Source organism: Agromyces sp. SYSU T00194 (assembly GCF_040496035.1).
In the GTDB taxonomy this organism is placed as follows: domain Bacteria; phylum Actinomycetota; class Actinomycetes; order Actinomycetales; family Microbacteriaceae; genus Agromyces; species Agromyces chitinivorans.
The window spans coordinates 2,603,741-2,630,657 of record NZ_JBEPJZ010000001.1 but is presented as its reverse complement, the minus strand read 5'-3'; the positions used below and the strand labels follow the sequence as shown (position 1 = coordinate 2,630,657).

Here is a 26,917-nt window from a genome sequence, read left to right as displayed (position 1 = left end):
GGTCACATCCGGAACAGGCCGAAGCCGGGCTCGGGCAGCGGCGTGCGGCTGCAGACGTCGAGGGCGAGGCCGAGCACGGTGCGGGTGTCGCGCGGGTCGATGACGCCGTCGTCCCACAGCCGCGCGCTGGCGTAGTACGGACTGCCCTGCGTCTCGTAGCGCTCGCGCACGGGGGCGCGGAAGGCGGCCTCGTCGGCGTCGGACCACTGCTCGCCGCGGCCCTCGAGCTGGTCGCGCTTGACGGTCGCGAGCACGGATGCCGCCTGCTCGCCGCCCATCACCGAGATGCGCGCGTTCGGCCACATCCAGAGGAACCGCGGCGAGTACGCCCGCCCGCACATCGAGTAGTTGCCGGCGCCGAACGACCCGCCGATCACGACCGTGAGCTTCGGCACGCGGGTCGTTGCGACCGCGGTGACCATCTTCGCGCCGTGCTTGGCGATGCCGCCGGCCTCGGCGTCGGTGCCGACCATGAACCCCGAGATGTTCTGGAGGAACACGAGCGGGACACCCCGCTGGTCGCACAGCTCGATGAAGTGCGCGCCCTTCATGGCCGACTCGCTGAACAGCACGCCGTTGTTCGCGACGATGCCGACCGGGTGACCGTGGATGCGCGCGAACCCGGTGACCAGCGTGTCGCCGTACTCGCGCTTGAACTCGTGGAGGTCGCTGTCGTCGACCAGCCGCGCGATCACCTCGCGTACGTCGTAGGGCTGCTGCACGTCGACGGGCACGGCCGCGGTGAGCTCGCCCTCGTCGAGGGCGGGCGGATGCGACGGGCCGACGCTCCACGCCGGTGCGGCGGGCGGCGGCAGGGTCGCGACGATGTCGCGCACGATCGCCAGGGCGTGCTCGTCGTTCTCGGCGAGGTGGTCGGCGACGCCCGAGGTGCGCGCGTGCAGCTCGCCGCCGCCGAGCTCCTCGGCCGTGACGACCTCGCCGATGGCGGCCTTCACGAGCGGCGGGCCGCCGAGGAAGATGGTGCCCTGGTCGCGCACGATCACGGTCTCGTCGCTCATCGCCGGCACGTAGGCGCCGCCGGCGGTGCACGAGCCGAGCACCGCGGCGATCTGCGGGATGCCTGCGGCGGACATGCGCGCCTGGTTGTGGAAGATGCGGCCGAAGTGGTCGCGGTCGGGGAAGACCTCGTCCTGCATCGGCAGGAACGCCCCGCCCGAGTCGACCAGGTAGATGCAGGGCAGGCGGTTCTCGAGGGCGATCTCCTGCGCGCGCAGGTGCTTCTTCACGGTCAACGGGAAGTACGTGCCGCCCTTCACCGTCGGATCGTTGCACACGACCATGACGTGCCGGCCGTGCACGAGGCCGATGCCCGCGATGACGCCCGCGGCGGGCGTGTCCTCGTCGTAGAGCCCGTCGGCGGCGAGCGGCGCGACCTCGAGGAACGGGCTGCCCGTATCGAGCAGGTGGTCGACGCGGTCGCGCGGGAGCAGCTTGCCGCGGGCGACGTGGCGGTCGCGCGAGCTGTCGGGTCCGCCTCGCGCGACGCGGTCGAGCCTGGCGCGCAGGTCGTCGGCGAGCGCGGTGTGGGCGCGTGCGGTGGCGAGCGCCTGGTCGGATGCCGCGTCGAGCGTGCTCGTCAGGGTGGCCATGCCCGCCTCTCCGTCGATGGCGTTCGCGCGCTCGCGCGCACTTCGGTTAGCGATCGCTAACTCGAATTCAGGTTAGCGACCGTTAACTGAAGTGGCAAGTCGGGTCCCGCACCGCCCCGACGGGGGTCGACCATCCTGCGCGCCGAGCCTGCACCCGCCGCGAACGTGCAGCACTATGAGAGGCGGGCCCGTAACCCGATCGATCCTCAGGTCGACACGCACATCGTCGGATGGCTCGCGAGGCTGAACGGCCAGACGAACACGACGGCCCCCTCCACCGAGGGCGAAGGAGACACCGCCGCATGACCGCATCCCCACTGCCGCCAGTGCCCGTCCGGCACGTGGTGTGGTTCTTCGTCCTGTCCTTCGCGATCTCGTGGCTCGCGTGGCTCCCGACCGTGCTGGACTCCGCCGGGGCGGTCGACCTGCCCGACTCAGTCGGCATCCTCGGGATCGTCGGCCCGTTCGGACCGTTCATCGCGGCGCTCGTGATGCTGCGCCGGAGCGGCGGCCGCCGCGCGATCATGACGCTCCTCAAGCGCGGCTGGAGCTTCGACTTCGACAAGCGCTGGCTCGTGCCGACACTGCTGCTCGCCCCCGCGACCGCGGCGGTCACGGTCGGGGTCATGCTCCTCACGGGGCAGCCGATCGCGTGGGAGTACGGCCTGTCGGCGGTCGCGATCGTTCCCATGGGGCTGTTCATCCTGGTGATGAACGCCGCTCCCGAGGAGTACGGCTGGCGGGGCTACGCGCTGCAGCCGCTGATCGACCGACTGGGCGCGCTCGGCGCGAGCCTCGTGCTCGGAGCCGTGTGGGGCCTGTGGCACCTGCCCCTGCACTTCATCACCGGCACGGTGCAGGAGAACATCCCGATCTCCCAGTTCATCCTCCAGCAGATGGTGCTCGCCGTGTTCTACACCTGGCTGTTCGCCAACACCCGCGGCGCCGTGTCGGTCGCGATCCTCTTCCACACCGTCGCGAACGTCGTCGGCGCCGCCGTGCCGACCTGGACCACCGACCAGGGCCGATGGACCGGATTCCTGGTGCAGCTCGCGTTCGCCGTGGTCATCGTCATCGTCTGGGGTCCGCGACGCTTGCGCCGGCAGGGCGAGTCCGGCGGCGAAGCCGCCTCCGGTTGACCACGCGCCGCGTCATCAGAGCGCGTCACCGGCGATCTCGACGTGTTCCCGGACCAGTGGGGAGACGAAGGGATCTGAAATCGCGTCGATGGCAACCGTAGCCAACCGAATCCGCATGAGTCCGCGGAATCTGATGTCGCGGTGGGGCTGCTCGATCAGGTCGCTTCAGCTCGATTCGTGGCAGAGACATGGCGACTCGTGCGGGTCAGTTGCGTACCGCTCCACCTTCCGCCCGTGTTCCGGTCGACGGGGAAGATTACGAAGATCCCTTTGCAGCGGCTGGGGTTGACCGCGCCTTGCCAGGTCTCTTCGTCTGCCCGAGCACGCTGGAGGCGACTCCTCGACTAGCCTCGGACGACATGACCGACCGGCACCGACGCAGAGCGCTTGGCGCGTGTGGAGTCGCCCTCGGAAGCTGGATCCTCGCCGCCGTATTCGTGCGGGTGAGCCTCGACTGGTCGGACGGCCGGCCCTACGAGGGAACCGTCACCGAGGTGCGATACGTCATCTTCGCCTGCACCGCGTTGGCCATCGCCGCCACCGGAACAATCGTCGCATTCCTCATATGGCGGGGCCGCGGCCGCTCGAAGCGGTAGCTCGCCTGTGCCGCGGGCGCGCTCGGGCGGGTCAGGAACGTGCGATGCACCGGTTCATGGGCGGCGTGTACAGCAGAATCGCGGTGGCGACGGCGACGATGCAGCGCCTGAGGCGGACACCGAGCCGCACTCCGGGACGAGATCGGCAGCCATCAGCGGCCCGATCCGACCTGCGCAGCGGCGAGCACACGCCGATGGGCGCGGGCCACGCGGGCGGGGATCGTCGACCGTCCAGCAAACCTGCTCATCAAACCTGCAGGCTCAACACTCACGCGACAGCAAATGACCCCAGGATGCGGATCGAGATGGCTTCGAGCAATCTGTGGATGGGATGCCGTCAGCGCCTCGCGATCGCGGGCGTGTGCGGCGCTCGCCCGTCCGCGGGCACTTCGGAGCTCGGGGCGACGTGTGCGATGCCGCCACACATCTGCGTGACCGCGAACTACGCGGTCCGAGGGGAGGCCACGTTGGCCGCGGTCCCGAATGCCGCGATGTCGCTGAAGAGCGAGGCGAGCGGGGCACGGTTGGCTACGATCGCCTCCGCGCGCTGGCGCACGATGCGCGCCCCCTCTGGTGTCGCTTCGAGTACGACGGCCCGCGCATCACCGGGCACGGCGCCTCGCCGCCGGACGATGAGACCGGTGGCGCAGAGCTGATCGATGACGTACGCCGCACCCCCGCGACCGGTGCTGAGGGCGGGTGAGAGCTGAGCAGGACGGATGCCGGGATTCGCGGCGATCTGTTCGAGGGCGACGCTCTGCCGCCCGAGCGGCGGACCGCCGGGCGCGCTGTTGCGCATGTGGTCGACGATCCCGGTGCCGACGAGCGCGATGCGGCGCAGCAGCTCGAGCGGCTCGACCTTGTCAGGCACGCGAGCGCCGCCGAGCTTGGTGACGATCTCCGCAGCTTCCGGCGCCCACACCTTGAGACGCTCGGCGAGGTGACCCGGCAACGCGCGAACACGCGCACGCCCCAACGGCGTCAACCGCACCGCAATCGCGCGAGCATCAGCCGGCGACCGTTCAACCGTCACGATGCCGTCATCCTGAAGGCGCCCGACCAGGCGGCTGAGCGTACGCCGATTGAGCCCGCTCACCTGCGCGATCTCACGGGTGGTGGACCCGTCGACGGTGGCGATGCGGACAAGCGCGAGGACCTCTTCGTTCCCGACCCAGTTCGTACCGAACGCACGATCGACCAATAGCGTGAACTCTTCGCTGAAGGCAGAGATCAGCCGCAGCGCCTCGAGATCCGCGCTTCCGCCCATCGACCCAGACTCCGAACCGGCGCCGACCGTGCTCGGCGCCGGTTCGACCGTACACCCGGCCGCTCCACTCGACCTGTGTGCAGGTCAGGAGGCGCGGGTCGACCCCCGCCGGAGATCTGCACCATGCGCCAAAGGCAGCGGCGACCTCATCCGGCCAGCAGGATACGGAGCTGTTCGATCGCGGCAGCCTCCTCCGGTGACACCTTGTCGGAGCCGCCCTTGTCCTTCGATGCGGCAGCGACGCGCTCAGCGACCCCGATCAGCCAGCCACGCACGTTGGCCGCCGCATCCTCAGGGAGGGCACGCAGGACCGGGAGCACGCCCTCGACGTACGAGCGTCCAGTGGAGACCATGAGGTCCTTGTCCGTCGCGTCGATGTTGGGGCCGGAGTCGCCGTCGCCGGAGAGTTGCTCCTTCGCGGCGCGGATCAGCTCCTGACCGGGACCGGCAGGCACATCACCGAGGGCATTGCGCATCGCCAACGCCTCCTTCAGCATTCCCCATTTGCCCGAGCTGTTGTGCCCCATCACGAACTGGGTGCATCCCATCGCCGCAAGCGCGACCACATTGACATCTTGTCCAGACACTTCTTCCTCTCCTTTTGGTACCGTCACCGCCATCGTCCGCGGGGGCCGTGGTGCCGCGTGCCTCTCGGCGCATGGTCCGTTCGTTCCCCACTCCGGCCCGCTGCGAATGCGGTGGTGGGTCAGGCGCCGAACTGCGGCATCTTCTTGCCGCGCTCCTTGCGCAGCGTGATGATCACGACGATGACGGCGAAGATTCCCAGCAGGACGTCGCCGTACACACCGATGCTCGACGAGGTCGCGGTCTGGACGCCGATGAACGTGGAGAAGTCCCACAGTCCGTGGATGAGCATCGGCACGAGGAGGGTCCCCGTCGATCGTCGGGCGAGGTAAAGGATCGTGCCCGCCCCGAAGGTGAGCGGCAGTTGGACGACGACACTCAGTCCCGCCCCGAAGAACCCGTTGGGGATGTGCAGCGCCATGAACAGCAGCGTCGAGATGAGCCAGACGAGCGGCTCCGTGAATCGGGCGCGCAGCCCGACCAGGAGGACCCCGCGGGTGGCCATCTCCTCGCCGAATCCGACGCCGATGCTGCCGGCGATCGCCAGAATCCACACGATCGGCGCGAGTCCGCTCGTGTCCTTGACGATGAGCACCGAGATGGCCACCACAGCGAGGAGGGCACCGGGAATGATCGCCCAGCGAGCGCCGCGCTGCTTGTCGAACAGGGCCGGCTTCCACCAGCCGAGCACCGAGGTCGCGATGATGAGCACGATCGCGCCAGCGGCGAGCGGGGCGACATACCACTTGAGGAGCGTTTCGGCGGAGTCGCCGATGTGCAGGTAATCGATGCCGAGCGCCATCCACACGCCGTAGAACGCGACGAGGTAGGCGAGGAACACGACGATGCCGATCCACGGCTTGGGCTGAACGCGCAAGGGTTCTCCTTCAGTGAGAGACCGTGACACTCACGATCCGGGGGGGGCGCGGAAGCTAAGAATTGGAGCGCTGCTGCGGGTTGACCTGCTTGATCCACCCGATCAGGTCCAGGCTCGAGCGGGTCTGCATCCACACCCGCCCGGGGCCGGTGAAGTCGGTGACCAGGCCCTCACCGCCCAACAGCGTCGACTTCCAACTGCCGGCCTTGCGGACCGAGTACTGCACCGTCTCATCGAACGCGACTACGTGCCCCGTGTCGAGGGTGAGCGTCTCGCCCGCCGTGAGCTCGGTCGCGATGATCGCGCCGTAGGAGGCGAGGAGCAGGTCGCCCTGCCCGGTGCAGCGCAGCAGGATCAGTCCCTCGCCACTGAAGAACGACTTCCCGCCGCCCCACTTCGAGTCCACGTCCACCGACGGATCGGACGCGCTCCATGACCCCGACTGCACCAGGAGCGGGGTGGCGCCGAGGGTGACCACGACCATGTCGCCAGGGAGGGTCGCCGCGACGCCGACCTTGCCCCCGGTGCCGGAGTGATAGTCGTTGACGAAGAAGCTCTCGCCGCCCAGCGCACGACGGATGCCCTTGAAGAACCCGCCCTGCGTGGACGTCTCGACGGTGATGTCGCCGCGAGTCATCGCCATCGCCCCCGCCTCGACACGGACCGATCCGCCGGGCGGCACGGTCACCGTCCCCATCGCGAAGGCCGGTCCTGCTGAGATGGTGACGTCCATGCGTACGCTCCAGTCTGTGCGATGCTTGCTCGGTCGCATTCGGTTCGAGGCGCCCGTGACGGTGTCGCCGCTCGGACAGTCACGAGAATACACACACTCGTTCAAATGCGTCTCAAACTCATCCACCCGGCACCCGGATCCACCCCGGCGTACGCCTGAGGCTCGAACCCTGCTCAGCCTCGCCGCGCCTCCAACGCCGCACCGAGCGACTCCACACCGAACCGCCACGCCTCCTCGACATCGCCGCCGAGCCGGAACGCGCCCGCGCGCTGCATGCCCACGAACCCCGTCATCCAGGCGGTGATCGTCCGCGCGGCCGCGAGTTCGTGACTGGGCCCGGCGAGCCTGCGCCCCAGCGCGAGTACCGCCGTGCTCGCACTCGCGAGCACCTCGGGACGCGGGCGGGCGGCCTCCGGCAGGGCTCCGAAGAGCAGGCCGAACGCGACGGGGCCCTCCGCAGCGTAGGAGCGAGTCGCGTCGGCCACAGCGGCGAGCGCGCCACGCGCGTCAGCCGGCGCCCCGGCGAGGGCGCGGTCGACGCGATCGCCGAGCTCGAGCGCCGTGGCCTCGAGCGCGAGTCGCAGCAGGTCGTCGCGACTGGCGACCCGCTTGTACAACGAAGGCGCCTTCACGCCGACCGCCGCAGCGACCGCCTGCATGGTGAGCCCGTCGGCCCCACGCTGCTCGAGGATGCGGCGAGCCTCGGCGACGACCTGCTCGGTGGACGTGCGCTCGGGAGTGGGCACGGGGCCTCCTTCTCTCATGGCTATTGACAGTAGCCATCATAGCTAACTATCGTAGCCTTCATGAAACTCACCACGAACCTGCACCGTGTCGGCAACGACATCGTCGCGTCCTACCTCGTCGCCGACGACTCCGGCGTCACGATGATCGACACCGGCCTCGCCGGCCAGTGGGACGACCTGCTCGCCGAGCTCGACGCCATGGGCCGCTCACTCGACGACCTGCGCGGCGTCGTGCTCACCCACGGCGACTCCGACCACATCGGCATGGCCGAGCGCCTGCGCCGCGACCACGGAGTACCCATCCACGTGCACGAGGCGGATGCCGCGCGGGCACGCGGCACCGAGAAGCCGCCGCCCGTCGCCTGGGGCCGCATGCGCGTCGGGCCGGTCGCACGGTTCCTCGGCTACGCCATGACTCACGCTGGCCTGAAGACCACGTACCCGGCCGAGGTGACGACCGTCGCCGACGGACAGGCGCTCGACCTTCCCGGCGGCCCTCGGGTGATCGGCGCGCCCGGCCACTCCCCCGGCAGCATCGCCGTGCACCTGCCGACCGTCGGCGCGGTCTGCGTCGGCGACGCGCTCACGACGCGGCACGTGCTCACGGGCACGACCGGCCCTGGCCCGGCGCCGTTCACCGACGACCCGGCGCTGGCGCTGGACTCGCTCGACGCGATCGCCGCCACGGGCGCCGAATGGGTGCTGCCCGGCCACGGCGCCCCCTGGCACGGCGATGCCGCCGACGCCGTCGCACGCGTGCGCGCCGCCGCAGCCGCCGCAGCCTGACCCGAGGCATCCGCTTGTCTCGGGCCGCGAATCTCGGTTAGTGTGCATTCACCGAGAGGGGCCCATGACCGAGACGCTCACCGACCGCGACCGCGCGAAGGCCGACCGGCGCGACGCGCTGCTCGAGGCGGCCGCGCACCTGTTCGCCGAGCACGGCTACGCCGGCGTGACCCTCGACGATCTGGGCGCCGCCGCCGGCGTGCGTGGCCCCGCGGTCTACCGCCACTTCCCCGGCAAGGCGGCCGTGCTCGCCGCGGTGCTGCGCGACGCGAGCGCCGGCCTGCTCGAGGGCGGGCGCGCCACCGTGGCGGACGCCGCCGACGAGGCATCCGCCCTGCGCGACCTGATCCGGTTCCACGTCGACTTCGCGCTCGCGAACGCCGACGTGATCCGCGTGCAGGACCGCGAACTCGCCAGCCTGCCCGACGCCGACGCCCACGAGGTCAGGCGGTTGCAGCGCGAGTACGTCGAACTGTGGGTGGGCGTCCTCGCCCGCCTGAGGCCCGACCGGGCCGAACCCGAGTTGCGCATCCGGGCCCACGCGGCCTTCGGCCTGATCAACTCGACCCCGCACAGCGCCCGAGCACATGGGCGGCGACCGGCGGACGACGTGGTCCGCCGCATCCTGGAGGACATGGCATGGAGCAGCCTCGTGTCGTGACGCTGCGCGCGATCCGCGCACGCGATCTCGACGAACTCCCGCGACTCGAGCCCGACCCCGACGAGGGCCCCGACCAGGCGGATGCCCGCTGGCGGCGCCTGCTCGCCGAGCCCGGCGTCGATGCGCGACTCGTGCGCGCCGACGGCGAACCCGTCGGCACCGTGGTGCGCCACACCGGCCCGGCGGGGTCGGAGATCACCTGCCGCATCCGCCCCGACCAGCGGGGGCGCGGCATCGGCACGCGCGCGGTGCGGCTCTTCCTCGACACCCAGCCGCGCCCCGTGCATGCACGCACCGCAACCGACGACCTCGCCTCCATCGCGGTGCTCGAGCACACCGGCTTCACCCCGGTCGCCGACGATGCGGACGGCATCGTCTTCCGCCTCGACTGACACGGGCGCCAACCGACCGATCGGGGCGGCTCAGCCCTCGTCGGCGCGCTGCTCGAGCGCGAGTTCGTGGATGCGCTGCGCCAGCTCGACGTCGCGGCTGGTCACGCCGCCGACGTCGTGCGAGCTCAGCGTGAAGACGACCCGGCCCCAGCCGAGCTCGACGTCGGGGTGGTGGTCCTGCGCGTCGGCGACGACCGCGACGGCGTCGAGCAGGCGCACCGCGCTCGCGAAGTCGGGGGTCGTGTACTCGGCCCGCAGCGCGCCCGGACCGTGGCGGAACGCGGTCTCGGCGAGCGGGCCCTCGGTGTCGGCGGGCGAGAGGATGCGACGATCGCTCATGACCTCACCGTGCCATGCGCGCGCCGATCCGTCCACGACTCGCCCGCCGCGCCGCGCATCACGACATCGTCAGCGCTCGCCCCGGCTGCCGCAGGATGGCGCCCACGTCGGCCAGGAATCGGGACGCCTGGGCACCGTCGACCAGCCGGTGGTCGAACGACAGGCTGAGCGTCATCACGTCGCGCAGCGCCACCTCGCCGCGGTGCTCCCACGGCATGCGACGCACGGCGCCGGTCGCGAGGATCGCGGCCTCGCCAGGGTTCAGGATGGGCGTGCCCGCGTCGATGCCGAACACGCCGATGTTCGTGATCGACATCGTGCCGCCCGCGAGGTCGGCCGGCGGCGTCTTCCCGTCGCGCGCCGTGGCGGCGAGGTCGCCGATGGCGTCGGCGAGTTCGAGCAGGGTCATCCGTTCGGCGTCGCGCACGTTCGGCACGAGCAGCCCGCGGTCGGTCGCGACCGCGATACCGAGGTTGACGTAGTGGTGCTGCACGATCTCGTGCGCCTCGTCGTCCCACCGCGAGTTGAGCTCCGGCGTGCGCGCCAAGGCGATGCAGGTGACCTTGGCGGCCAGCGCGAGCATCGTGACGCGGTGCCCCGCGGTCGCGCGGTCGCCGCGCAGCTCGTCGAGCAGCTCGGTCGCGGCGGTCACGTCCACGGTCAGGAACTCCGTCGCGTGCGGCGCGGTGAAGGCGCTGCGCACCATCGCCTCGGCCGTGTGCTTGCGCACCCCGCGCACGGGCGTGCGGGTCACCCGGGCGTCGGCGCGTGCGTCGACCGCGCCGGCTCCGTCAGGGGCAGGGCGAGCGGATGCCGCCTGCTCCACGTCGCCGCGCGTGATCAGCCCGCGCTCCCCCGTGCCGTCGAGCGCCTCGAGGTCGACGCCGAGGTCGTGCGCGAGCTTGCGCACGGGCGGGGTCGACCGTGGCCGCTCCGTGGGGCGAGGGCGCTCGATGGTCGCCGTGGCGGCCGGTGCGGGCGCGGCCACGGCGGCCGGGGCGGCAGCCGGCGCGGCGGGCACCCGGCGCGCCTTCCGCTTCGGGTGGGACGCGTCCGCGGCGGCACCGTACCCGACCAGGTTCGGCTCGCGCTTCGCGGGAGCCTCGGGTGCGGGAATCTCGGGTTCCGCCGCGGACGCCGCCTCGGAGGCCCGCTGCTCGTCGGGCGCGGCCTGCTCGGGGGCATCCGCCCCGCCCACCTCGAAGGACATCAGCGTCGCGCCCACCTCGACCGTGTCGCCCGGCTCGGCGCAGAGCGCCGTCACGCGCCCGGCGACGGGCGACGGCAGTTCGACGACCGCCTTGGCCGTCTCGACGTCGGCGACGATCTGGTTCAGCTCGACCTCGTCGCCGACGGCGACGCGCCAGGCGACGAGCTCGGACTCGGTGAGCCCCTCGCCGAGGTCGGGCAGTGCGAAGTCGCGTTCCACGGCGCTCATCCCTCCACTCCGGTCAGCGAGTTCGGCCGGCCGAGCACGCGGTCGACCCCGTCGAGGATGCGGTCGAGGTCGGGCAGGTGGTGCTGCTCGAGCTTCGCGGGCGGGTAGGGCACGTCGTGCCCGGTGATGCGCACGGGCGCGGCCTCGAGGAACTCGAAGCAGCGCTCGGTGATGCTCGCGGCGATCTCGGCGCCGACACCGCCCTGCTGGCCGGCCTCGTGGGTGATCACGAGGCGTCCGGTGCGCCGCACCGACTGCGCGATCGTGTCGTAGTCGACCGGCGAGAGCGACCGCAGGTCGATGACCTCGATCGACACCCCGTCGTCGGCGGCCGCGGCCGCAGCGTCGCGGGCGACCTGCACGAGCGCGCCGTAGGTCACGAGCGTGACGTCGTCGCCGCGGGTCGCGACCGTCGCCACGCCCATCGGCGGTGCGTCGGCGAGCTCCGCGTCGAGGTCGACCTCGCCCTTGGCGTGGTACTGGCGCTTCGGCTCGAAGAACAGCACCGGGTCGTCGCTCGCGATCGCCTGGCGCAGCATCGTGTACGCGTCCTGCGGGTTCGCGCAGGCCACGACCCGCAGGCCCGACGTGTGCGTGAAGTACGCCTCGGGCGACTCGGAGTGGTGCTCGACCGCGCCGATGCCGCCGCCGAACGGGACGCGGATCGTCAGGGGCATCCGCACCCTGCCGCCCGTGCGCGCGTGCAGCTTCGCGACCTGCGCGACGATCTGGTCGAAGCCCGGGTAGATGAACCCGTCGAACTGGATCTCGCAGACCGGGCGGAACCCGCGGTAGGCGAGCCCGACGGCGGTGCCGATGATGCCCGCCTCCGACAGCGGCGTGTCGACCACGCGCGCCTCGCCGAAGTCGCGCTGGAGCCCGTCGGTGACGCGGAAGACGCCGCCGAGGGTGCCGATGTCCTCACCGAGGAGCACGACGCGGTCGTCGTCCTCGAGCGCCCGCCGGAGCCCGGCGTTCAGGGCCCGGCCGAGGGTCATGGTGCTCATCGCGCGGCCTCCGCTCCCCCGTCGCCGGGATCGTCGAACATCGCGAGGTACCGCGCGTAGTGGTCGCGCTGGCGCTCGACGTGGCTGTTGGGCTCGGCGTAGACGTGGTCGAAGATCGACAGCGGCTCGGGGTCGGGCATCCCCACGCACGCGGCCCGCACCGCAGCGGCGGCGGCGTCGGCCTCGCGGGCGATCTCGGATGCCCCGCCGTCGTCGAGCGCGCCGCGGGCACGCAGCAGCGCCTCGAGCCGGGCGATCGGGTCGCGGCGGCGCCACGCCTCGAGTTCCTCCTCCGTGCGGTAGCGCTTCGGGTCGTCGGCCGTGGTGTGCGGGCCCATGCGGTACGTCACGGCCTCGATGTAGGTCGGGCCGCCACCGCTGCGGGCACGCTCGAGCGCGATGCGCGTCGCGGCCATGACCGCGAGCACGTCGTTGCCGTCGACCCGCATCCACGGGATGCCGAAGCCCGCCGCGCGCTGCGCGAGGTGCTGCGTCGACTGGAGGCCGACCGGCTCCGAGATCGCCCACTGGTTGTTCTGGCAGAAGAACACCACGGGCGCCTTGTAGGTGGCGGCGAACACGAGCGCCTCGCTCGCGTCGCCCTCGCTGGTCGCGCCGTCGCCGAAGTAGGCGATCGCGGCCTGGTCGGTGCCGTCGCGCTGGATGCCCATGGCGTAGCCGACGGCGTGCAGCGTCTGCGCGGCGATGATGATCTGCGGCGTGGCCATGCCGAGCTCGTACGGGTCCCAGCCGGAGCCGGCGACCCCGCGCCAGACCTTCAGCAGGTCCTCCGGGCGCAGGCCCCGGCACCAGGCGACCGCGTGCTCGCGGTACGACGAGAACACGAAGTCGTCCTCGCGCAGCGCGTGCGCCGACCCGACCTGGGCGGCCTCCTGGCCCGCCAGCGGCGGCCACAGGCCGATCTCGCCCTGGCGCTGCAGCGCGGTGGCCTCGGCGTCCACGCGGTGGATGACCACCATGTCGCGGTACAGCGCGACCAGCGCCGCGTCGTCGAGGTCGGCGACCCACTGGTCGTACCCCGGCGCGGACACGCGTGCGCCGTCGGGGTCGAGGAGCTGCACGAACCCGGATGCCGCGGTGCCGGTCTGCTCGGGTCGGAGATGCGCGTCGGTGTCGCGCCCGTCGGAAAGGGTCATCGTCGATCCCATCGTCATCGTCGCCGTCGGCCTCGTGAGCGTCGGGCGTGCCCGGCGGCTCTGCCGGGACCTGCTTCGAGGGTAGGTCGATCGGTCACTCGGCTCAAGCATCCCGGGGTGCGTTGAGCATGTTGCACGGTCTGGCGCCCGAATCACGTGCTAACGTCCCGCACTATGGGACGTCTCGACGCCGTCGACCGCCAGCTCCTCTCGGCGCTCGCCGCCGACCCGCGCGCGACGGTGGTCGCCCTCGCCGAACGCCTCGGCATGTCGCGGAACACCGTGCAGGCGCGCATGGCACGGCTCGATCGCGAGGGCGCGTTCCTCTCGTTCGACCGGGCGATCGACCCGGAGGCGCTCGGATACCCGCTGCAGGCGTTCATCGCCGTGCACGTGCGCCAGAAGCGGCTCGCGGAGGTCGTCGAGACCGTGGCCGAGATCCCCGAGGTCGTGCAGGCGCACGGGCTGAGCGGGTCGGTCGACCTGCTCGTGCGGGTGGTCTGCACCGACGCGCACGACCTGTTCCGCATCGATGGGCTGATCCTCGCGATCGACGGGGTCGAGCGCACGGAGACGTCGCTCGCGATGGGCGAGCTCATCCCCTATCGGCTGGGCCCGCTACTCGAGCGCGACGACTGACCCGGCGCCCCGCAGACGACGGATGCCCGCCCCGGATCGGATCCGGGACGGGCATCGCGTGCGTGGTGCGGGAGATCAGCCCTCGGCGGGCGCGGCGGCGTGCTCGCCGGCCGCGTCGCGGCCGTGCGTCTCCGCCTCGTCGGCCACGACCGGGGCGAGCGAGAGCTTGCCGCGGTCGTCCACCTTGGTGATCTCGACCAGGATCTTCTGCCCGACGCCGAGCACGTCGTCGACGTTCTCGACGCGCTTGCCGCCGGCGAGCTTGCGCACCTCGGAGATGTGCAGCAGGCCGTCCTTGCCGGGCAGCAGCGAGACGAACGCGCCGAAGGCGGCGATCTTCACGACGGTGCCGAGGAACTGCTCGCCGACCTCCGGGTTGGTGGGGTTGGCGATCGCGTTCACCGCGGCACGGGCGGCCTCGGCCGTCGGGCCGTCGGTCGCGCCGATGAACACGGTGCCGTCGTCCTCGATCGAGATGTCGGCGCCGGTGTCGTCCTGGATGCCGTTGATCGTCTTGCCCTTCGGGCCGATCAGCTCACCGATCTTGTCGACCGGGATCTGCACGCTGATCACGCGCGGCGCGGTCGGGGCCATCTCGTCGGGCCCGTCGATGGCGGCGTTCAGCACCGACAGGATCGTGGTGCGCGCCTCCTTCGCCTGGGTCAGCGCGGCGGCCAGCACCGAGGCGGGGATGCCGTCGAGCTTGGTGTCGAGCTGGATCGCCGTGACGAACTCCGACGTGCCGGCGACCTTGAAGTCCATGTCGCCCAGCGCGTCCTCGGCACCGAGGATGTCGGTGAGGGCCGCGTAGCGGGTCTCGCCGTCGACGGTGTCGGAGATGAGACCCATCGCGATGCCCGCGACCGGCGCGCGCAGCGGCACGCCGGCGTTCAGCAGCGACAGCGTCGACGCGCAGACCGAGCCCATCGAGGTCGAGCCGTTCGAGCCGAGCGCCTCGGACACCTGGCGGATCGCGTACGGGAACTCGTCGCGCGTCGGCAGCACCGGCACGAGCGCGCGCTCGGCGAGTGCGCCGTGCCCGATCTCGCGACGCTTCGGCGACCCCACGCGGCCGGTCTCACCGGTCGAGTAGGGCGGGAAGTTGTAGTTGTGCATGTAGCGCTTCTTGGTGACCGGGCTCAGCGAGTCGATCTGCTGCTCGAGCTTCAGCATGTTCAGCGTGGTGACGCCCATGATCTGGGTCTCGCCGCGCTGGAAGATGGCGGAGCCGTGCACGCGCGGGATGACCTGCACCTCGGCGTCGAGCGGACGGATGTCGGCCAGGCCGCGGCCGTCGATGCGCACGCCCTCGTTCAGCACGCGCGAGCGCACGACGAGCTTGGTGACCGACTTGTACGCGGCCGACACCTCGCCGAGCGCCTCCTCGGGCAGCTCGCCCGCCTCGACCTTGGCGGCGACGGCCTCCTTGACGCGGCTCTTCAGCGCGTCGTCGGCGTCCTGGCGCTCGACCTTGCCGGCGATCTGGTAGACGCCCTTGAGCTCGTCGTAGGCGATGCCTGCGACCACGTCGTAGGTCGACTGCTGGTACGGCGGGAACGTCGGGTAGTCGACGGTCTCCTTCGCGGCGGTCGCGGCGACCTGCTGCTGCGCCTCGACGAGCTGCTTGATGAACGGCTTCGACGCCTCGATGCCCTCGGCGATGACCTGCTCGTTCGGCTTGACGGCGCCGGCCTGGATGAGGTCCCACGCGTTGTCGGTGGCCTCGGCCTCGATCATCATGATCGCGACGTCGGTGCCGCCCGAGGCATCCGTCACCACACGGCCCGCGACGACCATGCTGAACACGGCCTCCGCGAGCTGGGCGTGCTTCGGGAAGGCGACCCACTGGCCGTCGATGAGCGCGACGCGCACACCGCCGATGGGGCCCGAGAAGGGCAGGCCCGACAGCTGGGTCGACATGGATGCCGCGTTGATGGCGAGCACGTCGTAGAGCTCGTCGGGGTCGATCGCAAGCACCGTCACGACGACCTGCACCTCGTTGCGCAGACCGTCGACGAACGACGGGCGCAGCGGGCGGTCGATGAGACGGCAGGTGAGGATCGCCTCGGTCGAGGGGCGGCCCTCGCGGCGGAAGAACGAGCCGGGGATGCGGCCCGCGGCGTACATGCGCTCCTCGACGTCGATGGTCAGCGGGAAGAAGTCGAAGTGCTCCTTCGGCTGCTTCGACACGGACGTGGCCGACAGCAGCATGGTCTCGCCGTCGATGTAGGCGACGGCCGAACCCTGCGCCTGCTGGGCGAGGCGTCCGGTCTCGAACCGGACGGTGCGGGTGCCGAAGCGACCGTTGTCGATGACGGTCTCGGCGGCAGTGATCTCAGGACCCTCCAAGAGGTCTCTCTCCTTTGTTTCCCGTCGCACCCCGTATGGGCACGACTCCTACGCAGGAGCAGGGGAACAGGCAGGATCTCGGCGAGTCTGGATGAGTCGTCTCGCTGGCCACCAGTAGAACACCTCGGACGCGTGTCGTTCCGAGATCCACCACAGGAGACCAGCGCACCTGCCGGAGCCTGCTCCGCGATCACGCCGTGGATTCGTGGAATCGCACAGCGCAACCGGAGCAAGACTAGCAGAGCGCGACAATCGTGCCGAGTCCCGGCCCTCGGCACGACGGATGCCCCGGTGCGCGCAGCACTCAGGAACTGAACGTCCCCTTCAGCGCGATGAACGCGCCGCTGGTGGTGTCCTCGACCGTCACGTTCGAGTACACGACCGAGAACAGGGTCGCGGTCTGTCCGGGTGGGCAGTCGAGCGCCTGGTCGGCCGGCACCGGAGTGATGGTCAGCGAGCCGACGATCTGGCCGTTCTGGCTGGCCGGGAACACCCCGCTCGCGGAGACCTGGCTGTCGATGGTCGTCTTCTTCGGGTCGGATGGCACGTTGTTGCCGCCGTTGACGCACGAGTACGTCGCAGACAGGAACGCGCTCGCGACGACGGTCTCGACCGCGCCCGACTCGAGCCCCGCCTCCTTGAACTGCACCACGAGCGACGTGCCGTCGAGCGACGCCGACGTGGCGTTCTTGATGAAGTGCGGATGCCCGGCGTTCGCTGCGGGTGCGGCGACGAGCGCGAGCGCTGCGGCCGCGGCGATCGCGACCAGCGCACGACGAATGGACATGATGGACTCCTTCGCATCGGTGTATCGGTTGCAGTGGAGCTGCAGCCGGAGTCCACGCGCGTCGTGCGAGGCCCTGCTCGGGTGTTGCGGGCGTGCGCGGCCGTCCGGCCACGCTCACGACAGCAACGGTACGCGCGTACGTGCCCGCACGATCCATATATTGAGCTTTTCTCATGTCTGGTGCAGGGGTTCCCCCGACACCCCCTCGGCCCGACCCGTGACGCGGGCATACACTGACCCCATGGGTTCCGACGACGAGACTCCGCAGGGCGCGAGCGACGAGACCAAGCGCAAGTTCCGCGAGGCGCTCGAGCGCAAGCAGCAGCAGGCGAGGGGCCGCGGCGAGTCGCACCTCGACGGCGAGTCGGCCGTGCACGAGGCCCACGGGCCCGCATCGCACCAGCGCGAGTTCCGCCGCAAGAGCGGCTGAGCGCACTCGCGTCGGGGGCGTGAGCGCGCGAGGCCCGAGCGCCGCAACGCACCCGCCGCGCCGGACCCCGCCGGGTCGGGGCAGGCCGTGCCGGGCCGCGGACCGTGTCATCACTGCGATCGGCGCGGGTCGTCCGTGCGCCCGCACGTGAACGGCGCATCGCCGACCGTCCGCCGCCGGTGTCGTCGAGAACCCCTCATCGATCGGGGCTTGTGGAGTCGCACGTCCGTCAATATGTTAACGACCAATCACACATGTCCAAGGGTGGGCGCTGGTGGTGTGCGCGGTCGGAGCTGATCGGGCGGACGGGGTCCATCCTCTTCTCGGGAAGTAGGTGGCCTCGTGCCCGAACTGAACAGACGTACCGTCCTGACCCTCGGCGCCGCGCTCGGCTTCGCGGGCGCAGCAGCCCCCGGCGCCGCCTGGGCGTGGCCCTCCACGGGCTCCGTCGCCGGCACCGGATCCGGCCTGGACCCGCAGCAGGTCTGGGACCCCGACATCGACGCCATCATGGCGTCGATCGTCGACAACGGGCAGGTCGCGCAGGTGAACGACGCGATGCGCAACTGGGTGCACAACTGGCAGCCGGTGCCGAGCGCGCTCCCGACCGACCTGCGGAACTTCTTCACCGAGTCGGTGAAGCTGCCCGACTGGGCCGACATGTGGAAGCTGCGCCGCGCGGCCGACTTCAACCGTCGCATGGACAGCTACCTGTTCTTCATCTACGGCGTCGGCGGCGGCATCATGAGCACCGTGATCCCGCGCGAGGCCCGCTCGGTGTACTGGTCCAAGGGCGGCGCCGACATGCAGGACCGCGCCGCGAAGACCTTCACGTTCGGCTACGACCTGAGCGACTACGACGCCTACGAGTGGTCGGGCGAGTTCAAGGTCACCTCCAACAAGACCCGCATCGTGCACGCGGCCGTGCGCCACCTGCTCCCGCAGTCCCCGCACTGGACGGCCGTCGCCGAGGAGGAGATCCCGATCAGCAACGGCGACATCCTCATCACGTTCCACAGCACGGGCACCTTCGCGCACAAGAAGCTGAAGGAGTGGGGCGTGCCGATGTCGTCCCGCGACGAGGAGGCCTTCCTGCACGGCTGGCAGGTCGCGCTGCACTACCTCGGCGTGCAGGACGAGTACATCCCGGCGACCTGGGACGAGGCGCACGCGCAGGCCGCCGAGACGCTCACGCCGCGACTCGCCTGGACGCCCGAGGGACAGGACCTCGCCGAGGTGCTGCTCGGGCTCACGGCACAGGTCGACCTCGGCGTCACGCGGGGGTTCCTCAACGAGTTCGTGCGGTACCAGCTCGGCGACGAGATCGGCGACTGGCTCGGACTGTTCCGCGACCCGGTGTCACGGGAGATCATCGACACCGGCTGGCCGCTGTACATCAAGTTCCGCGAGAGCCTCATCTCGATCATGCCGACCAACTTCATGCTGTTCGACAAGTTCATCAAGAGCCTGGCGATGGCGTTCCTGAACAAGGGCTCGTCGACCCAGACCACCGCGATCGAGGTTCCCGACATCAACCGACCGTCGTACTGACCCCGACGAGACGAGCGGGGCGGGCCCGGCATCGCCGGATCCGCCCCGCTCGTCGAGCGCTACTCCCCCGCGAGCCCGCCCAGCAGGTGGCCCATCGGCCGGTCGAGGGCGAACGGGTCCGGCACGAGATCGCGGCGGTCGGTGCGCTCGACCAGGTCGGCGAACTCGCCGGCGGCGCGCGCGACGCGGTCGGGCAGCGACCGCACGTCGTCGCCGCCGCCCCAGTCGCTCGTGGCCGCGAACACGCCCGTGGTCACGGGCACCGCGTGCAGGTAGGTGAACAGCGGGCGGATCGCGTAGTCGATCGCGAGCGAGTGCCGCGGGGTGCCGCCGGTCGCGCCGAGCAGCACCGGCAGGCCGGTCAGCGCCTGCGGGTCGATCACGTCGACGAACGACTTGAAGAGCCCGGAGTAGCTGGTCGTGAAGATCGGCGTCACGGCGATGAGCCCGTCCGCCGAGGCCACGGCCTCGAGTGCCTCCTCGAGCTTCGGCGGGGCGAACCCCATCAGTAGGTGGTTGGCGATGTCGTGGGCGAGGTCGCGCAGCTCGAACACCCGCACCTCGGTCTCGACACCGCGCTCGCCGAGCATGGCGACCGCGTCGGCGGCGAGCCGATCGGCGAGCTGGCGGGTCGAGCTCGGGGTGGAGAGCCCCGCCGAGACGACGACGATGCGCGTGGCGGTCATCGTGCACCTCCCCGGGTGGCGGCGAGGCCGAAGGCCGCGCCGGCAGGCTCGGCCGGAACCGCGTCCCGGTACGGCGAGCCGACCGTGAGGTTGTCGCCGCGGTTCGCGTTGGGCACCGCCTGGCGCGGTGCGGCGTCGCCGTACGCGGCGCGCACGAGGGAGGCGTGCGTCGGCGCATCCGGCACCTCGGCCGGGCGGTCCTTGGCGAACTCGCGGCGCAGCACCGGCACGACCTCCTCGCCGAGCAGGTCGAGCTGCTCGAGCACGGTCTTCAGCGGCAGGCCGGCGTGGTCGACCAGCCACAGCTGGCGCTGGTAGTCGCCGACGTAGTCGCGGAAGCCCAGCGTCTTGTCGATCACCTGCTGCGGGCTGCCGACGGTGAGCGGCGTCTGCTCGGTGAACTCCTCCATGCTCGGGCCGTGCCCGTAGACGGGCGCGTTGTCGAAGTACGGCCGGAACTCGTCGACGGCGTCCTGCGAGCGCTTCCGCATGAAGGCCTGCCCGCCGAGGCCGACGATCGCCTGCGCGGCGGTGCCGTGCCCGTGGTGCTCGAAGCGCTGGCGGTACAGCTGCACCATGCGCTGCGTGTGGATCGCGGGCCAGAAGATGTGGTTCGCGAAGAACCCGTCGCCGTACATCGCGGCCTGCTCGGCGATCTCGGGCGTGCGGATCGAGCCGTGCCAGACGAACGGCGGCACGCCGTCGAGCGGGCGCGGCGTCGAGGTGAAGCCCTGCAGCGGCGTACGGAACTTCCCCTGCCAGTCGACGACGTCCTCGCGCCAGAGGCGGCGCAGCAGCTCGTAGCTCTCGACGGCGATCGGCAGGCCCTGGCGGATGTCCTTGCCGAACCATGGGTAGACCGGCCCGGTGTTGCCGCGGCCGAGCATGAGGTCGGCGCGGCCGTCGGACACGTGCTGCAGCATCGCGTAGTCCTCGGCGAGCTTGACCGGGTCGTTGGTGGTGATGAGCGTGGTCGCGGTCGACAGCTGCAGGGTCGACGTCGCGCCGGCGATCGCGGCGAGCGTGGTCGTGGGCGAGCTCGACCAGAACGGCGGGTTGTGGTGCTCGCCGAGTGCGAACACGTCCAGGCCCACCTCCTCCGCGTGCTTCGCGATGATGAGGGTGGCGCGGATCCGTTCGGCCTCGGACGGGGTGCGTCCGGTCGTCGGGTCCTGGGTGATGTCGGAGACGGTGAAGATTCCGAATTGCATGACGGCCTCCTGGCCTTCGTTCCTCGTGGGATCCATTCTATGCATGTGCATGTAAATGGGTGAACGGATGCCTCCCCGCGGGTATTCCCGCGTCGCGCGCCCTACTCGGTGACCAGCACGACCTTGCCGCGCAGGTGGCCCGCCCGGAGGTGCCGGTAGGCCTCCACGACGCGCTCGATCGGGTAGACCGAGTCGACGGGGAACGCCAGCGCGCCGTCGGCGATGAGCGCGGCGATGTCGGACAGGTCGTCGGCCAGGGCGCTGGCCCCGCCGATCCCGGACGCGCCGATCTCCGCGGCGAACGGCCGGTCGGCGATGGTGTTGATCCGCTCGGGTGCGACGCCGAGCTCGAGCGCGGCCTCGAGCGTGGCGCGACCGTGGTTGTCCAGCACCGCGTCGACGCCGGCCGGGGCGAGCGCCCGGATGCGCTCGACCATGCCGTCGCCGTACGCGACCGGCACGACGCCGATCGCGCGCAGGAAGTCGTGGTTCGCCGCGCTCGCCGTGCCGATCGCGGTCGCGCCGTGCCGGGCGACCAGCTGGGCGGCGAGCACGCCCGTGCCGCCCGCGGCGGCGCTCACGAGCACGGTCTCGCCGGGCTGCGGCGCGACCTGCCGCACGCTCGCGACCGCGGTGCGCGCGGCGATGTCGAGCGCACCGGCCTGCTCCCACTCCAGCGCCGACGGCTTGGCGACCAGGGCGTCGGCCGCCACGATGGCGAAGTCGGCCTGCGCGTGGAACCGGTGCCCGCCCAGCACCTCGTCGTCCACCTGCCACTCGGTGACGCCCGGGCCGACCGCGTCGACGATGCCGGCGAGGTCGTTGCCGTTGCCCACGGGCGGCTCGCGGTCGCCCGCGTAGGCGTGCCAGGCCGCGTCGAACTCGACGATCTTCCAGTCGACCGGGTTGAGGCCCGCGGCCTCGATGCGCACCCGCACCTCCCCCGGTCCCGGGTCCGGCCTGGTCACCTGCCGGACGACCAGGTCCTCGATCGATCCGCGACGCTCGATCAGCACGGCACGTGGCATGGGGATCCTCCTCGTCATCGGCCGGCGTCCAGGTCGAGCACCCGCCGCGCGGCATCCGCCAGGGCGATTCCGTACGAACGGCCGTGCCCGGCCGTGTGCACGGCGAGTGGATGCAACTGGTGCAGCGGCACCCGCGCGCGCCGCCCCGCCCGGGGCGGCGCGACCTCATCGTATCCGGCGAGCACCTCGTCGAGGCCGGGGCAGCCGAAGAGCGCGAGCATCGCGAGGTCGGTCTCGCCGTGGCCGCCGTGCGCGGCCGGGTCGATCACCACCACGCCCGTCGGCGAGAAGAGCACGTTGCCGTTCCACAGGTCGCCGTGGATGCGTGCGGGCGGTGCGTCGTCGTCGAACGCCCCGTCGGCGACCCGGTCGCAGGCGCGCCGCACGAGGTCGGCCTCGGCGGGCGTCAGGTCACCCGCGGCCACCGCCGGCTCGACGAACGGCAGCACGCGCGCGGCTGCATAGAAGGCACCCCACGAGGTGGAGGTCGTACGCGGCATCCGCCGGCGACCGATGTAGAGCGGACCGTCCCAGCCCGCGGGCGCAGCGCCGAACGCGTCGGCGCCGGCGAGGTGCGTCCGGGCGAGGGCACGGCCGAACGCCCGGGCCGCCGCAGGTTCGGGCCGCACGGTCGCGACACGCTCGAGCTCGATGCGCCCCGGCCCCACGTCGACGACCGCCGGCGTCGCCACGCCGCCCGAATCGGCCAGCCAGGCGAGTCCGGCCGCCTCCGCCTCGAAGAACCCCTCGGGGGCATCCGCCCGTTCCTTGCGCACCGTCCGCATGGCCCCATCCTCCCAACCGGCGTGGGGACGGCACGCAGGTACCGTCCAGCCGGCTCACCTAGGCTGGAGGGCATGGCTACCGTCGCGCTGACCCTGGACACCTTCGAGAAGACCATCCTCGAGGGCGGCACCGTCTTCGTCGACTTCTGGGCCGGATGGTGCGGCCCCTGCCTCCAGTTCGCGCCCAACTACGAGGCGGCCTCGCAGGACAACCCCGACCTGACCTTCGCGAAGGTCGACACCGAGGACCAGCAGCAGCTCGCGGCGGCGATGGGCATCACCTCGATCCCGACCATCATGGCGTTCAAGGACGGCATCGGCGTGTTCTCGCAGGCCGGCGCGCTCCCCCGCCCGGTGCTCGACGACCTCATCTCCCAGGTGCGCGACCTCGACATGGACCAGGTGCGCGAGCAGCTCGCGCAGCAGGAGGCCGAGCTCGCGAGCGAGTCCGAGCTGCAGGGCGCGCGCAGCGACGCCTGATCAGTCCCGCTCGGCAGCCACCGCCTCGAGTCCGCTGAGGTCGAGCTCGACCCGGAACGGTCGCTCCTGCCCGACGATCGTCGCGGGCACCCGCACGTAGGCGTCGTGCGCACGCAGGCCGTCGAGCACGGCGCGCCACCGCTCGTCGGCCGCCTCGTGCAGGAACCCCGCCAGGTGCGGGCGCGTGCCGCCGACGAGCTGCACGCCGATGCGGTACCGCCTGGCCATCCAACGGCTCGCGCGCGGGACGAGCACCGCGTGCTGCTCGTTGCCGCCGTGGATGCGGGCGAGGTCGATGCTCGACTGGTGGCGCTCGGCGTCGCGGACGGGCACGACACCGCTCACCGCGCGCGGCTGCCCGGGGGCGTCGATCACGCGGATCCCGTCGAGCGTGCGCAGGTCGCCCCAGCGATCGGGGTTGCGGGTCGAGCGACCGTCGCGCACGAGGGTCGCGACGAGCCACGCGGCGGCGAGCACCACCGCGATCAGCAGCGGCCAGAACGCGAACGGCGCGTCGGCCGGACGCACCAGGCTGATCGCCACGGCGAGGGCGAGCACCACCAGGTACGGCAGCGGCTCCCACTCGAGGAACGGCTTGCGGGTCGGGACGGACGCGGTCATCCGAGCAGCTCCGGCCGCTGGAATTCGGTGCCGTGCACGTGCTGGTCGAGGAACGCGAACACCGTCTCGTACCAGACCACGGCATTCTGCGGCTTCAGGATCCAGTGGTTCTCGTCGGGGAAGTAGAGGTACCGGTGCACGGTCGTGCCGTCGGATGCGGCGTGGGCGCCCGCGAGGTCGGACCAGAGTCGCAGCCCCTCGCCGATCGGCACCCGGTAGTCGCGATCGCCGTGGATCACGAGCAACGGCGTGCGGACGTTCGCGAGGTGCCGATGCGGCGAGTGCTGCTCCATCGCCTCGGGGGTGAAGATGCGGGTCCAGTACGCGGTCATGTCGGTCGTGCCGGCGAACTGGTCGAGGGCCCACAGGCTCGCATGCGTGACGATCGCGCGGAACCGGTCGGTGTGGCCGGCCACCCAGTTCGCCATGTACCCGCCGAACGACCCGCCCATCGCGGCGGTGCGGCCGGCGTCGACGTCGGGGCGCGCCTCGACCGCGTCGGTGATCGACATGAGGTCGGTGTACGGCGCGTCGCCCCAGGCGTTCCAGCCGCGACCGACGAAGTCGATGCCGTAGCCGGTGGAGAGGCCCGGGTCGGGCAGCAGCACGGCGTAGCCGCGGGCCGCCGCCAGCAGCGGGTTCCACCGCCAGCTCCAGGCGTTCCAGCTCGCGACCGGTCCGCCGTGGATCCAGAGCAGGAGCGGTGCGGGCGTCGCGGCGGAGGCGCTGGCCGGCAGCACCAGCCACCCGCGCACGCGGGTGCCGTCGGCGGCCGTCGTCTCGACGTCCTCGAGGCGCGCGTCGATCTCCACGGCCGGGGCGGGGGTGGCGAGCGGGGTCACGGTGCCGTCGGCCGCGATGCGCACCGGATGCGGCGGGGCGAGGTACGACGAGCGGAGCGCGACGAGGTCGCCGGTGCCCGCCGCGGTGCGCACGTCGGTGTACGCGAAGTCGTCGTGCGTGAGCTGCACGGGGGCCGAGCCGTCGAGCGGGATGCGGAAGACGGGGCCACGGCCGTCGGAGTCGGCGGTGACGACCAGCGCGTCGTCGGCGGCGGCGAACGTGATCGACGTGGGCCATCGGTCCCAGCCGGCCGCGAGACGGCGTGCGTCGCCGCCGTCGAGGGCGCTGAGCCACAGCTCCTGGTCGGTGGGGCCGGCGGGCGAGGGCTTCGCGGTGCGCACGTGCACGAGGCGCGTGCCGTCGTGGCTGATCACCGGCGCGGTCGCGTCGACGTCGGGGAGGTCGACGATCGTGCGGTGCTCGCGTGTCGCCGTGTCGATCGCGACGAGCACCCGCCGGCCGTCCTGCGGGCCGGGCACGCGCATCGAGGCGATCACGGTTGCGCCGTCGGGCGTCGTCGCAGCACCCGACACGTCCGCGGAGCGGCCGGGGTGCGGCGTGAGGTCGATCGGGCGGGGCAGGCTCGTCGGGTACGGGGCGGGCGCGTCGTCGTCCGATGCGTCGTCGTCCGGCGCCTCCGCCGTCGGCACCGCATCGACGAGCCCGGCGAGGTCGAGCGCGAGCAGGTGCGGCTCGGCGGGCCCGAGGTCGTGGTCCCAGTAGCGCACCGGGTACGACTCGTGCAGGATCGCGGCGACCTTCGCCTGCTTCCGTCGGCCGCGCAGCGCCTGCTCGGCCTCGAGGTCGTCGGGCGTCGGCAGCAGCTCGGCGCCGACGACCACGCGGTCGGAGCCCTCGGCGGCAGCGGCGATGCCCGCGACCCCGCCGGCGAGCCGCGTGATCGGGCGCGCCTCCCCACCGGCGGCGGGCAGCAGCCAGAGCTGGGACGCCTCGCTCTCGGCGTCGCCCTCGGCGTCGGGACGCCCCGAGACGAAGAGCAGCTCGCCGCTGCCGGTGAACACGGCGCCCGCCTCGCCCTTCGCGGAGCGGGTCAGGCGCGTCGGTGCGCCCGTGCCGTCGGCGGGCACGCTCCACAGCGCCCGCTCGAAGGTCGTGCCGTCCTTCGAGAGCGTGGCGACCGTGAGCACCGCACGCGTGCCGTCGGGCGAGAGGGCGAGTGCCTCGACTCTCGGGATGCGGATGTAGTCGTCGAGCGAGTCGAAGGGCATGGCCTCCACGTTAGCCGCGATCGGCGGGCGCTCCGTCCGCGCGAATGGCGTCGAGCCGGGACGCGACCTCGTCGAGCACGCGCTCATCACCCGCGTGGATTCCCGAGGTGCGCGGCCAGTGCGTGATCACGTCGGTGAAGCCGCGCTCGCGGGCCAGGCCGACCGCCTCCTCGAACGCGTCGACGCTGCGCATCGCGTACGACTCGTCGCGGTCGAGGCTGAGGTGCCGCTCGATGCTGCTGGGGTCGCGACCGGCCGCCGCGCAGGCGTCGTCGAGGCGCGCCGAGAGGTCGCCGACCGCCCGCCACCAGTCGGCGTCGCTCGCGCCGACGTACGGCCCGGTGGTGACCCAGCCCTGCCCGTGGGTCACGGCGATGCGCAGGGCGCGCGGTCCGTTCGCGGCCACGATGAAGGGCATGCGCGGCACCTGTGCAGGCTCGCCGACCATGCGGGCGTCCCGCGCGGTGTACCAGGCGCCCTCGTGGGAGATGCCGCCGGAGGCATCCGCCCGCCCCTCGCCCTCGAACCGCAGCAGCTGGTCGAGGGCCGCCGTGAAGTCGGCGAACCGGTCGACGCGCTCGCGCGGGGTGAGCTCGGGCTGGGCCATGACGTGCGCGTCGAAGCCCGTGCCGCCCGAGCCGAGCCCGAGCAGGACGCGCCCGCCCGAGACCTGGTCGACCGTGGCGATGTCCTTCGCGAACGGCACCGGGTGGCGGTAGTTCGGGCTCGCGACGAACGTGCCGAGCCGGATGTGCTCGGTCACCATGGCCGCGGCGGTCAGCGTCGGCACGGTCGCGTGCCAGCGCTCGCCCGCGAGCGAGCGCCAGGACAGGTGGTCGTAGGTCCAGGCGTGGTCGAAGCCGCGCTCCTCGGCGCCGCGCCAGTACCGGGCCGCCTCGGGCCAGTCGAACTGCGGGAGGATGACGATGCCGACGCGCATGGTGG

Annotated in this window: 28 protein-coding genes; 9 read left to right on the top strand and 19 right to left on the bottom strand. The window is 71.8% G+C overall.

Annotated features, from left to right (window positions below; translation table 11 throughout):
* Positions 1 to 2: 2 nt before the first annotated feature.
* Entirely contained in the window at positions 3 to 1,610 is a 1,608-nt protein-coding gene (locus ABZK10_RS12385; protein ID WP_353809508.1) for a carboxyl transferase domain-containing protein, read from the bottom strand.
* Positions 1,611 to 1,912: 302 nt separating this feature from the next.
* Here ABZK10_RS12385 and ABZK10_RS12380 point away from each other — a divergent pair, with 302 nt between their 5' ends.
* Together ABZK10_RS12380 and ABZK10_RS12375 are read left to right on the top strand one after the other, a co-directional pair.
* Positions 1,913 to 2,749 (top strand): CPBP family glutamic-type intramembrane protease, encoded by an 837-nt coding sequence (locus ABZK10_RS12380; RefSeq protein ID WP_353809507.1) that lies wholly within the window; start codon positions 1,913 to 1,915, stop codon positions 2,747 to 2,749.
* Between the two features lie 359 nt (positions 2,750 to 3,108).
* Entirely contained in the window at positions 3,109 to 3,345 is a 237-nt protein-coding gene (locus ABZK10_RS12375) for a hypothetical protein (RefSeq protein ID WP_353809506.1), read from the top strand.
* 442 nt (positions 3,346 to 3,787) lie between these two features.
* Here ABZK10_RS12375 and ABZK10_RS12370 read toward each other — a convergent pair whose 3' ends face one another.
* The 5 genes from ABZK10_RS12370 to ABZK10_RS12350 form a co-directional block, all read right to left on the bottom strand.
* A complete protein-coding gene (locus ABZK10_RS12370) occupies positions 3,788 to 4,612 on the bottom strand; it encodes a MarR family winged helix-turn-helix transcriptional regulator (protein ID WP_353809505.1) in 825 nt (274 codons plus the stop codon).
* A gap of 146 nt (positions 4,613 to 4,758) precedes the next feature.
* Positions 4,759 to 5,199, bottom strand: a complete 441-nt coding sequence (locus ABZK10_RS12365) for a hypothetical protein (protein ID WP_353809504.1) — start codon at positions 5,197 to 5,199, stop codon at positions 4,759 to 4,761.
* Positions 5,200 to 5,318: 119 nt separating this feature from the next.
* Entirely contained in the window at positions 5,319 to 6,074 is a 756-nt protein-coding gene (locus ABZK10_RS12360) for a CPBP family intramembrane glutamic endopeptidase (RefSeq protein ID WP_353809503.1), read from the bottom strand.
* Positions 6,075 to 6,129: 55 nt separating this feature from the next.
* Complete coding sequence (locus tag ABZK10_RS12355) at positions 6,130 to 6,807, bottom strand: TIGR00266 family protein (protein WP_353809502.1); 678 nt, start codon at positions 6,805 to 6,807, stop codon at positions 6,130 to 6,132.
* Positions 6,808 to 6,980: 173 nt separating this feature from the next.
* Complete coding sequence (locus ABZK10_RS12350) at positions 6,981 to 7,553, bottom strand: TetR/AcrR family transcriptional regulator (protein ID WP_353809501.1); 573 nt, start codon at positions 7,551 to 7,553, stop codon at positions 6,981 to 6,983.
* A gap of 60 nt (positions 7,554 to 7,613) precedes the next feature.
* Between ABZK10_RS12350 and ABZK10_RS12345 the strand changes: the two genes are divergently transcribed.
* The 3 genes from ABZK10_RS12345 (at position 7,614) to ABZK10_RS12335 (ending at position 9,392) form a co-directional block, all read left to right on the top strand.
* A complete protein-coding gene (locus ABZK10_RS12345; RefSeq protein WP_353809500.1) occupies positions 7,614 to 8,339 on the top strand; it encodes an MBL fold metallo-hydrolase in 726 nt (241 codons plus the stop codon).
* 64 nt (positions 8,340 to 8,403) lie between these two features.
* Positions 8,404 to 9,000 (top strand): SACE_7040 family transcriptional regulator, encoded by a 597-nt coding sequence (locus ABZK10_RS12340; protein ID WP_353809499.1) that lies wholly within the window; start codon positions 8,404 to 8,406, stop codon positions 8,998 to 9,000.
* Positions 8,979 to 9,392 carry a GNAT family N-acetyltransferase gene (locus tag ABZK10_RS12335; protein ID WP_353809498.1) on the top strand — a complete coding sequence of 138 codons (414 nt, stop codon included), beginning with the start codon at positions 8,979 to 8,981 and terminating at the stop codon, positions 9,390 to 9,392. The genes ABZK10_RS12340 and ABZK10_RS12335 overlap by 22 nt, the downstream gene beginning before the upstream one ends.
* Positions 9,393 to 9,422: 30 nt before the next feature.
* On the opposite strand, the gene ABZK10_RS12330 is transcribed toward ABZK10_RS12335, so the two are convergent.
* From ABZK10_RS12330 to pdhA, 4 genes are read right to left on the bottom strand one after another with little or no spacing between them, the layout of a single operon-like run.
* Positions 9,423 to 9,731 carry a 4a-hydroxytetrahydrobiopterin dehydratase gene (locus ABZK10_RS12330; protein WP_353809497.1) on the bottom strand — a complete coding sequence of 103 codons (309 nt, stop codon included), beginning with the start codon at positions 9,729 to 9,731 and terminating at the stop codon, positions 9,423 to 9,425.
* A 58-nt stretch (positions 9,732 to 9,789) separates the two neighbouring features.
* Positions 9,790 to 11,169, bottom strand: coding sequence for a dihydrolipoamide acetyltransferase family protein (locus tag ABZK10_RS12325; RefSeq protein ID WP_353809496.1), 1,380 nt, complete (start codon positions 11,167 to 11,169; stop codon positions 9,790 to 9,792).
* Positions 11,166 to 12,176: an alpha-ketoacid dehydrogenase subunit beta gene (locus tag ABZK10_RS12320; protein WP_353809495.1), complete on the bottom strand. Its 1,011-nt coding sequence runs from the start codon at positions 12,174 to 12,176 to the stop codon at positions 11,166 to 11,168. The genes ABZK10_RS12325 and ABZK10_RS12320 overlap by 4 nt, the downstream gene beginning before the upstream one ends.
* A complete protein-coding gene (pdhA, locus tag ABZK10_RS12315; protein ID WP_353809494.1) occupies positions 12,173 to 13,333 on the bottom strand; it encodes a pyruvate dehydrogenase (acetyl-transferring) E1 component subunit alpha in 1,161 nt (386 codons plus the stop codon). Before pdhA ends, ABZK10_RS12320 begins: the two co-directional genes overlap by 4 nt.
* Positions 13,334 to 13,507: 174 nt before the next feature.
* Between pdhA and ABZK10_RS12310 the strand changes: the two genes are divergently transcribed.
* Positions 13,508 to 13,972, top strand: coding sequence for an Lrp/AsnC family transcriptional regulator (locus ABZK10_RS12310; protein WP_353809493.1), 465 nt, complete (start codon positions 13,508 to 13,510; stop codon positions 13,970 to 13,972).
* Positions 13,973 to 14,047: 75 nt separating this feature from the next.
* Here the strand turns inward: ABZK10_RS12310 and ABZK10_RS12305 are convergent, their stop codons facing one another.
* Positions 14,048 to 16,321, bottom strand: coding sequence for a polyribonucleotide nucleotidyltransferase (locus tag ABZK10_RS12305; protein ID WP_353809492.1), 2,274 nt, complete (start codon positions 16,319 to 16,321; stop codon positions 14,048 to 14,050).
* A gap of 304 nt (positions 16,322 to 16,625) precedes the next feature.
* Positions 16,626 to 17,108 carry a hypothetical protein gene (locus ABZK10_RS12300; protein WP_353809491.1) on the bottom strand — a complete coding sequence of 161 codons (483 nt, stop codon included), beginning with the start codon at positions 17,106 to 17,108 and terminating at the stop codon, positions 16,626 to 16,628.
* Between the two features lie 241 nt (positions 17,109 to 17,349).
* Between ABZK10_RS12300 and ABZK10_RS12295 the strand changes: the two genes are divergently transcribed.
* Together ABZK10_RS12295 and ABZK10_RS12290 are read left to right on the top strand one after the other, a co-directional pair.
* Positions 17,350 to 17,538 (top strand): DUF5302 domain-containing protein, encoded by a 189-nt coding sequence (locus ABZK10_RS12295; protein ID WP_353809490.1) that lies wholly within the window; start codon positions 17,350 to 17,352, stop codon positions 17,536 to 17,538.
* A gap of 342 nt (positions 17,539 to 17,880) precedes the next feature.
* Positions 17,881 to 19,089, top strand: coding sequence for an oxygenase MpaB family protein (locus ABZK10_RS12290; RefSeq protein WP_353809489.1), 1,209 nt, complete (start codon positions 17,881 to 17,883; stop codon positions 19,087 to 19,089).
* Positions 19,090 to 19,148: 59 nt separating this feature from the next.
* Here the strand turns inward: ABZK10_RS12290 and ABZK10_RS12285 are convergent, their stop codons facing one another.
* From ABZK10_RS12285 to ABZK10_RS12270, 4 genes are all read right to left on the bottom strand, one after another.
* On the bottom strand, positions 19,149 to 19,775 hold the full coding sequence (locus ABZK10_RS12285; RefSeq protein WP_353809488.1) for an FMN reductase: 627 nt from the start codon (positions 19,773 to 19,775) through the stop codon (positions 19,149 to 19,151).
* Positions 19,772 to 20,986 carry an LLM class flavin-dependent oxidoreductase gene (locus ABZK10_RS12280; RefSeq protein WP_353809487.1) on the bottom strand — a complete coding sequence of 405 codons (1,215 nt, stop codon included), beginning with the start codon at positions 20,984 to 20,986 and terminating at the stop codon, positions 19,772 to 19,774. Before ABZK10_RS12280 ends, ABZK10_RS12285 begins: the two co-directional genes overlap by 4 nt.
* A gap of 101 nt (positions 20,987 to 21,087) precedes the next feature.
* Entirely contained in the window at positions 21,088 to 22,014 is a 927-nt protein-coding gene (locus ABZK10_RS12275; protein ID WP_353809486.1) for an NADP-dependent oxidoreductase, read from the bottom strand.
* Positions 22,015 to 22,028: 14 nt separating this feature from the next.
* Positions 22,029 to 22,799 carry a fructosamine kinase family protein gene (locus ABZK10_RS12270; protein ID WP_353809485.1) on the bottom strand — a complete coding sequence of 257 codons (771 nt, stop codon included), beginning with the start codon at positions 22,797 to 22,799 and terminating at the stop codon, positions 22,029 to 22,031.
* A gap of 72 nt (positions 22,800 to 22,871) precedes the next feature.
* Here ABZK10_RS12270 and ABZK10_RS12265 point away from each other — a divergent pair, with 72 nt between their 5' ends.
* Complete coding sequence (locus tag ABZK10_RS12265) at positions 22,872 to 23,279, top strand: thioredoxin family protein (protein WP_353809484.1); 408 nt, start codon at positions 22,872 to 22,874, stop codon at positions 23,277 to 23,279.
* On the opposite strand, the gene ABZK10_RS12260 is transcribed toward ABZK10_RS12265, so the two are convergent.
* Genes ABZK10_RS12260 through ABZK10_RS12250 form a run of 3 tightly spaced genes read right to left on the bottom strand, consistent with a single transcriptional unit; the run spans position 23,280 to position 26,912 of the window.
* Positions 23,280 to 23,900, bottom strand: a complete 621-nt coding sequence (locus tag ABZK10_RS12260) for a hypothetical protein (protein WP_353809482.1) — start codon at positions 23,898 to 23,900, stop codon at positions 23,280 to 23,282. It lies immediately after the preceding gene.
* Positions 23,897 to 25,972, bottom strand: coding sequence for a S9 family peptidase (locus ABZK10_RS12255; protein WP_353809481.1), 2,076 nt, complete (start codon positions 25,970 to 25,972; stop codon positions 23,897 to 23,899). Before ABZK10_RS12255 ends, ABZK10_RS12260 begins: the two co-directional genes overlap by 4 nt.
* 10 nt (positions 25,973 to 25,982) lie before the next feature.
* Positions 25,983 to 26,912, bottom strand: coding sequence for an LLM class flavin-dependent oxidoreductase (locus tag ABZK10_RS12250; RefSeq protein WP_353809480.1), 930 nt, complete (start codon positions 26,910 to 26,912; stop codon positions 25,983 to 25,985).
* Positions 26,913 to 26,917 lie beyond the last annotated feature (5 nt).

Excerpts from the sequence above, each read along its gene's own strand:
- ABZK10_RS12385 (WP_353809508.1), bottom strand. The coding sequence starts at position 1,610 with ATGGCCACCCTGACGAGCACGCTCGACGCGGCATCCGACCAGGCGCTC.
- ABZK10_RS12380 (WP_353809507.1), top strand. The coding sequence starts at position 1,913 with ATGACCGCATCCCCACTGCCGCCAGTGCCCGTCCGGCACGTGGTGTGG.
- ABZK10_RS12375 (WP_353809506.1), top strand. The coding sequence starts at position 3,109 with ATGACCGACCGGCACCGACGCAGAGCGCTTGGCGCGTGTGGAGTCGCC.
- ABZK10_RS12370 (WP_353809505.1), bottom strand. The coding sequence starts at position 4,612 with ATGGGCGGAAGCGCGGATCTCGAGGCGCTGCGGCTGATCTCTGCCTTC.
- ABZK10_RS12355 (WP_353809502.1), bottom strand. The coding sequence starts at position 6,807 with ATGGACGTCACCATCTCAGCAGGACCGGCCTTCGCGATGGGGACGGTG.
- ABZK10_RS12345 (WP_353809500.1), top strand. The coding sequence starts at position 7,614 with ATGAAACTCACCACGAACCTGCACCGTGTCGGCAACGACATCGTCGCG.
- ABZK10_RS12340 (WP_353809499.1), top strand. The coding sequence starts at position 8,404 with ATGACCGAGACGCTCACCGACCGCGACCGCGCGAAGGCCGACCGGCGC.
- ABZK10_RS12335 (WP_353809498.1), top strand. The coding sequence starts at position 8,979 with ATGGAGCAGCCTCGTGTCGTGACGCTGCGCGCGATCCGCGCACGCGAT.
- ABZK10_RS12330 (WP_353809497.1), bottom strand. The coding sequence starts at position 9,731 with ATGAGCGATCGTCGCATCCTCTCGCCCGCCGACACCGAGGGCCCGCTC.
- ABZK10_RS12325 (WP_353809496.1), bottom strand. The coding sequence starts at position 11,169 with ATGAGCGCCGTGGAACGCGACTTCGCACTGCCCGACCTCGGCGAGGGG.
- ABZK10_RS12320 (WP_353809495.1), bottom strand. The coding sequence starts at position 12,176 with ATGAGCACCATGACCCTCGGCCGGGCCCTGAACGCCGGGCTCCGGCGG.
- pdhA (WP_353809494.1), bottom strand. The coding sequence starts at position 13,333 with ATGACCCTTTCCGACGGGCGCGACACCGACGCGCATCTCCGACCCGAG.
- ABZK10_RS12310 (WP_353809493.1), top strand. The coding sequence starts at position 13,508 with ATGGGACGTCTCGACGCCGTCGACCGCCAGCTCCTCTCGGCGCTCGCC.
- ABZK10_RS12300 (WP_353809491.1), bottom strand. The coding sequence starts at position 17,108 with ATGTCCATTCGTCGTGCGCTGGTCGCGATCGCCGCGGCCGCAGCGCTC.
- ABZK10_RS12295 (WP_353809490.1), top strand. The coding sequence starts at position 17,350 with ATGGGTTCCGACGACGAGACTCCGCAGGGCGCGAGCGACGAGACCAAG.
- ABZK10_RS12285 (WP_353809488.1), bottom strand. The coding sequence starts at position 19,775 with ATGACCGCCACGCGCATCGTCGTCGTCTCGGCGGGGCTCTCCACCCCG.
- ABZK10_RS12280 (WP_353809487.1), bottom strand. The coding sequence starts at position 20,986 with ATGCAATTCGGAATCTTCACCGTCTCCGACATCACCCAGGACCCGACG.
- ABZK10_RS12275 (WP_353809486.1), bottom strand. The coding sequence starts at position 22,014 with ATGCCACGTGCCGTGCTGATCGAGCGTCGCGGATCGATCGAGGACCTG.
- ABZK10_RS12270 (WP_353809485.1), bottom strand. The coding sequence starts at position 22,799 with ATGCGGACGGTGCGCAAGGAACGGGCGGATGCCCCCGAGGGGTTCTTC.
- ABZK10_RS12265 (WP_353809484.1), top strand. The coding sequence starts at position 22,872 with ATGGCTACCGTCGCGCTGACCCTGGACACCTTCGAGAAGACCATCCTC.
- ABZK10_RS12260 (WP_353809482.1), bottom strand. The coding sequence starts at position 23,900 with ATGACCGCGTCCGTCCCGACCCGCAAGCCGTTCCTCGAGTGGGAGCCG.
- ABZK10_RS12255 (WP_353809481.1), bottom strand. The coding sequence starts at position 25,972 with ATGCCCTTCGACTCGCTCGACGACTACATCCGCATCCCGAGAGTCGAG.
- ABZK10_RS12250 (WP_353809480.1), bottom strand. The coding sequence starts at position 26,912 with ATGCGCGTCGGCATCGTCATCCTCCCGCAGTTCGACTGGCCCGAGGCG.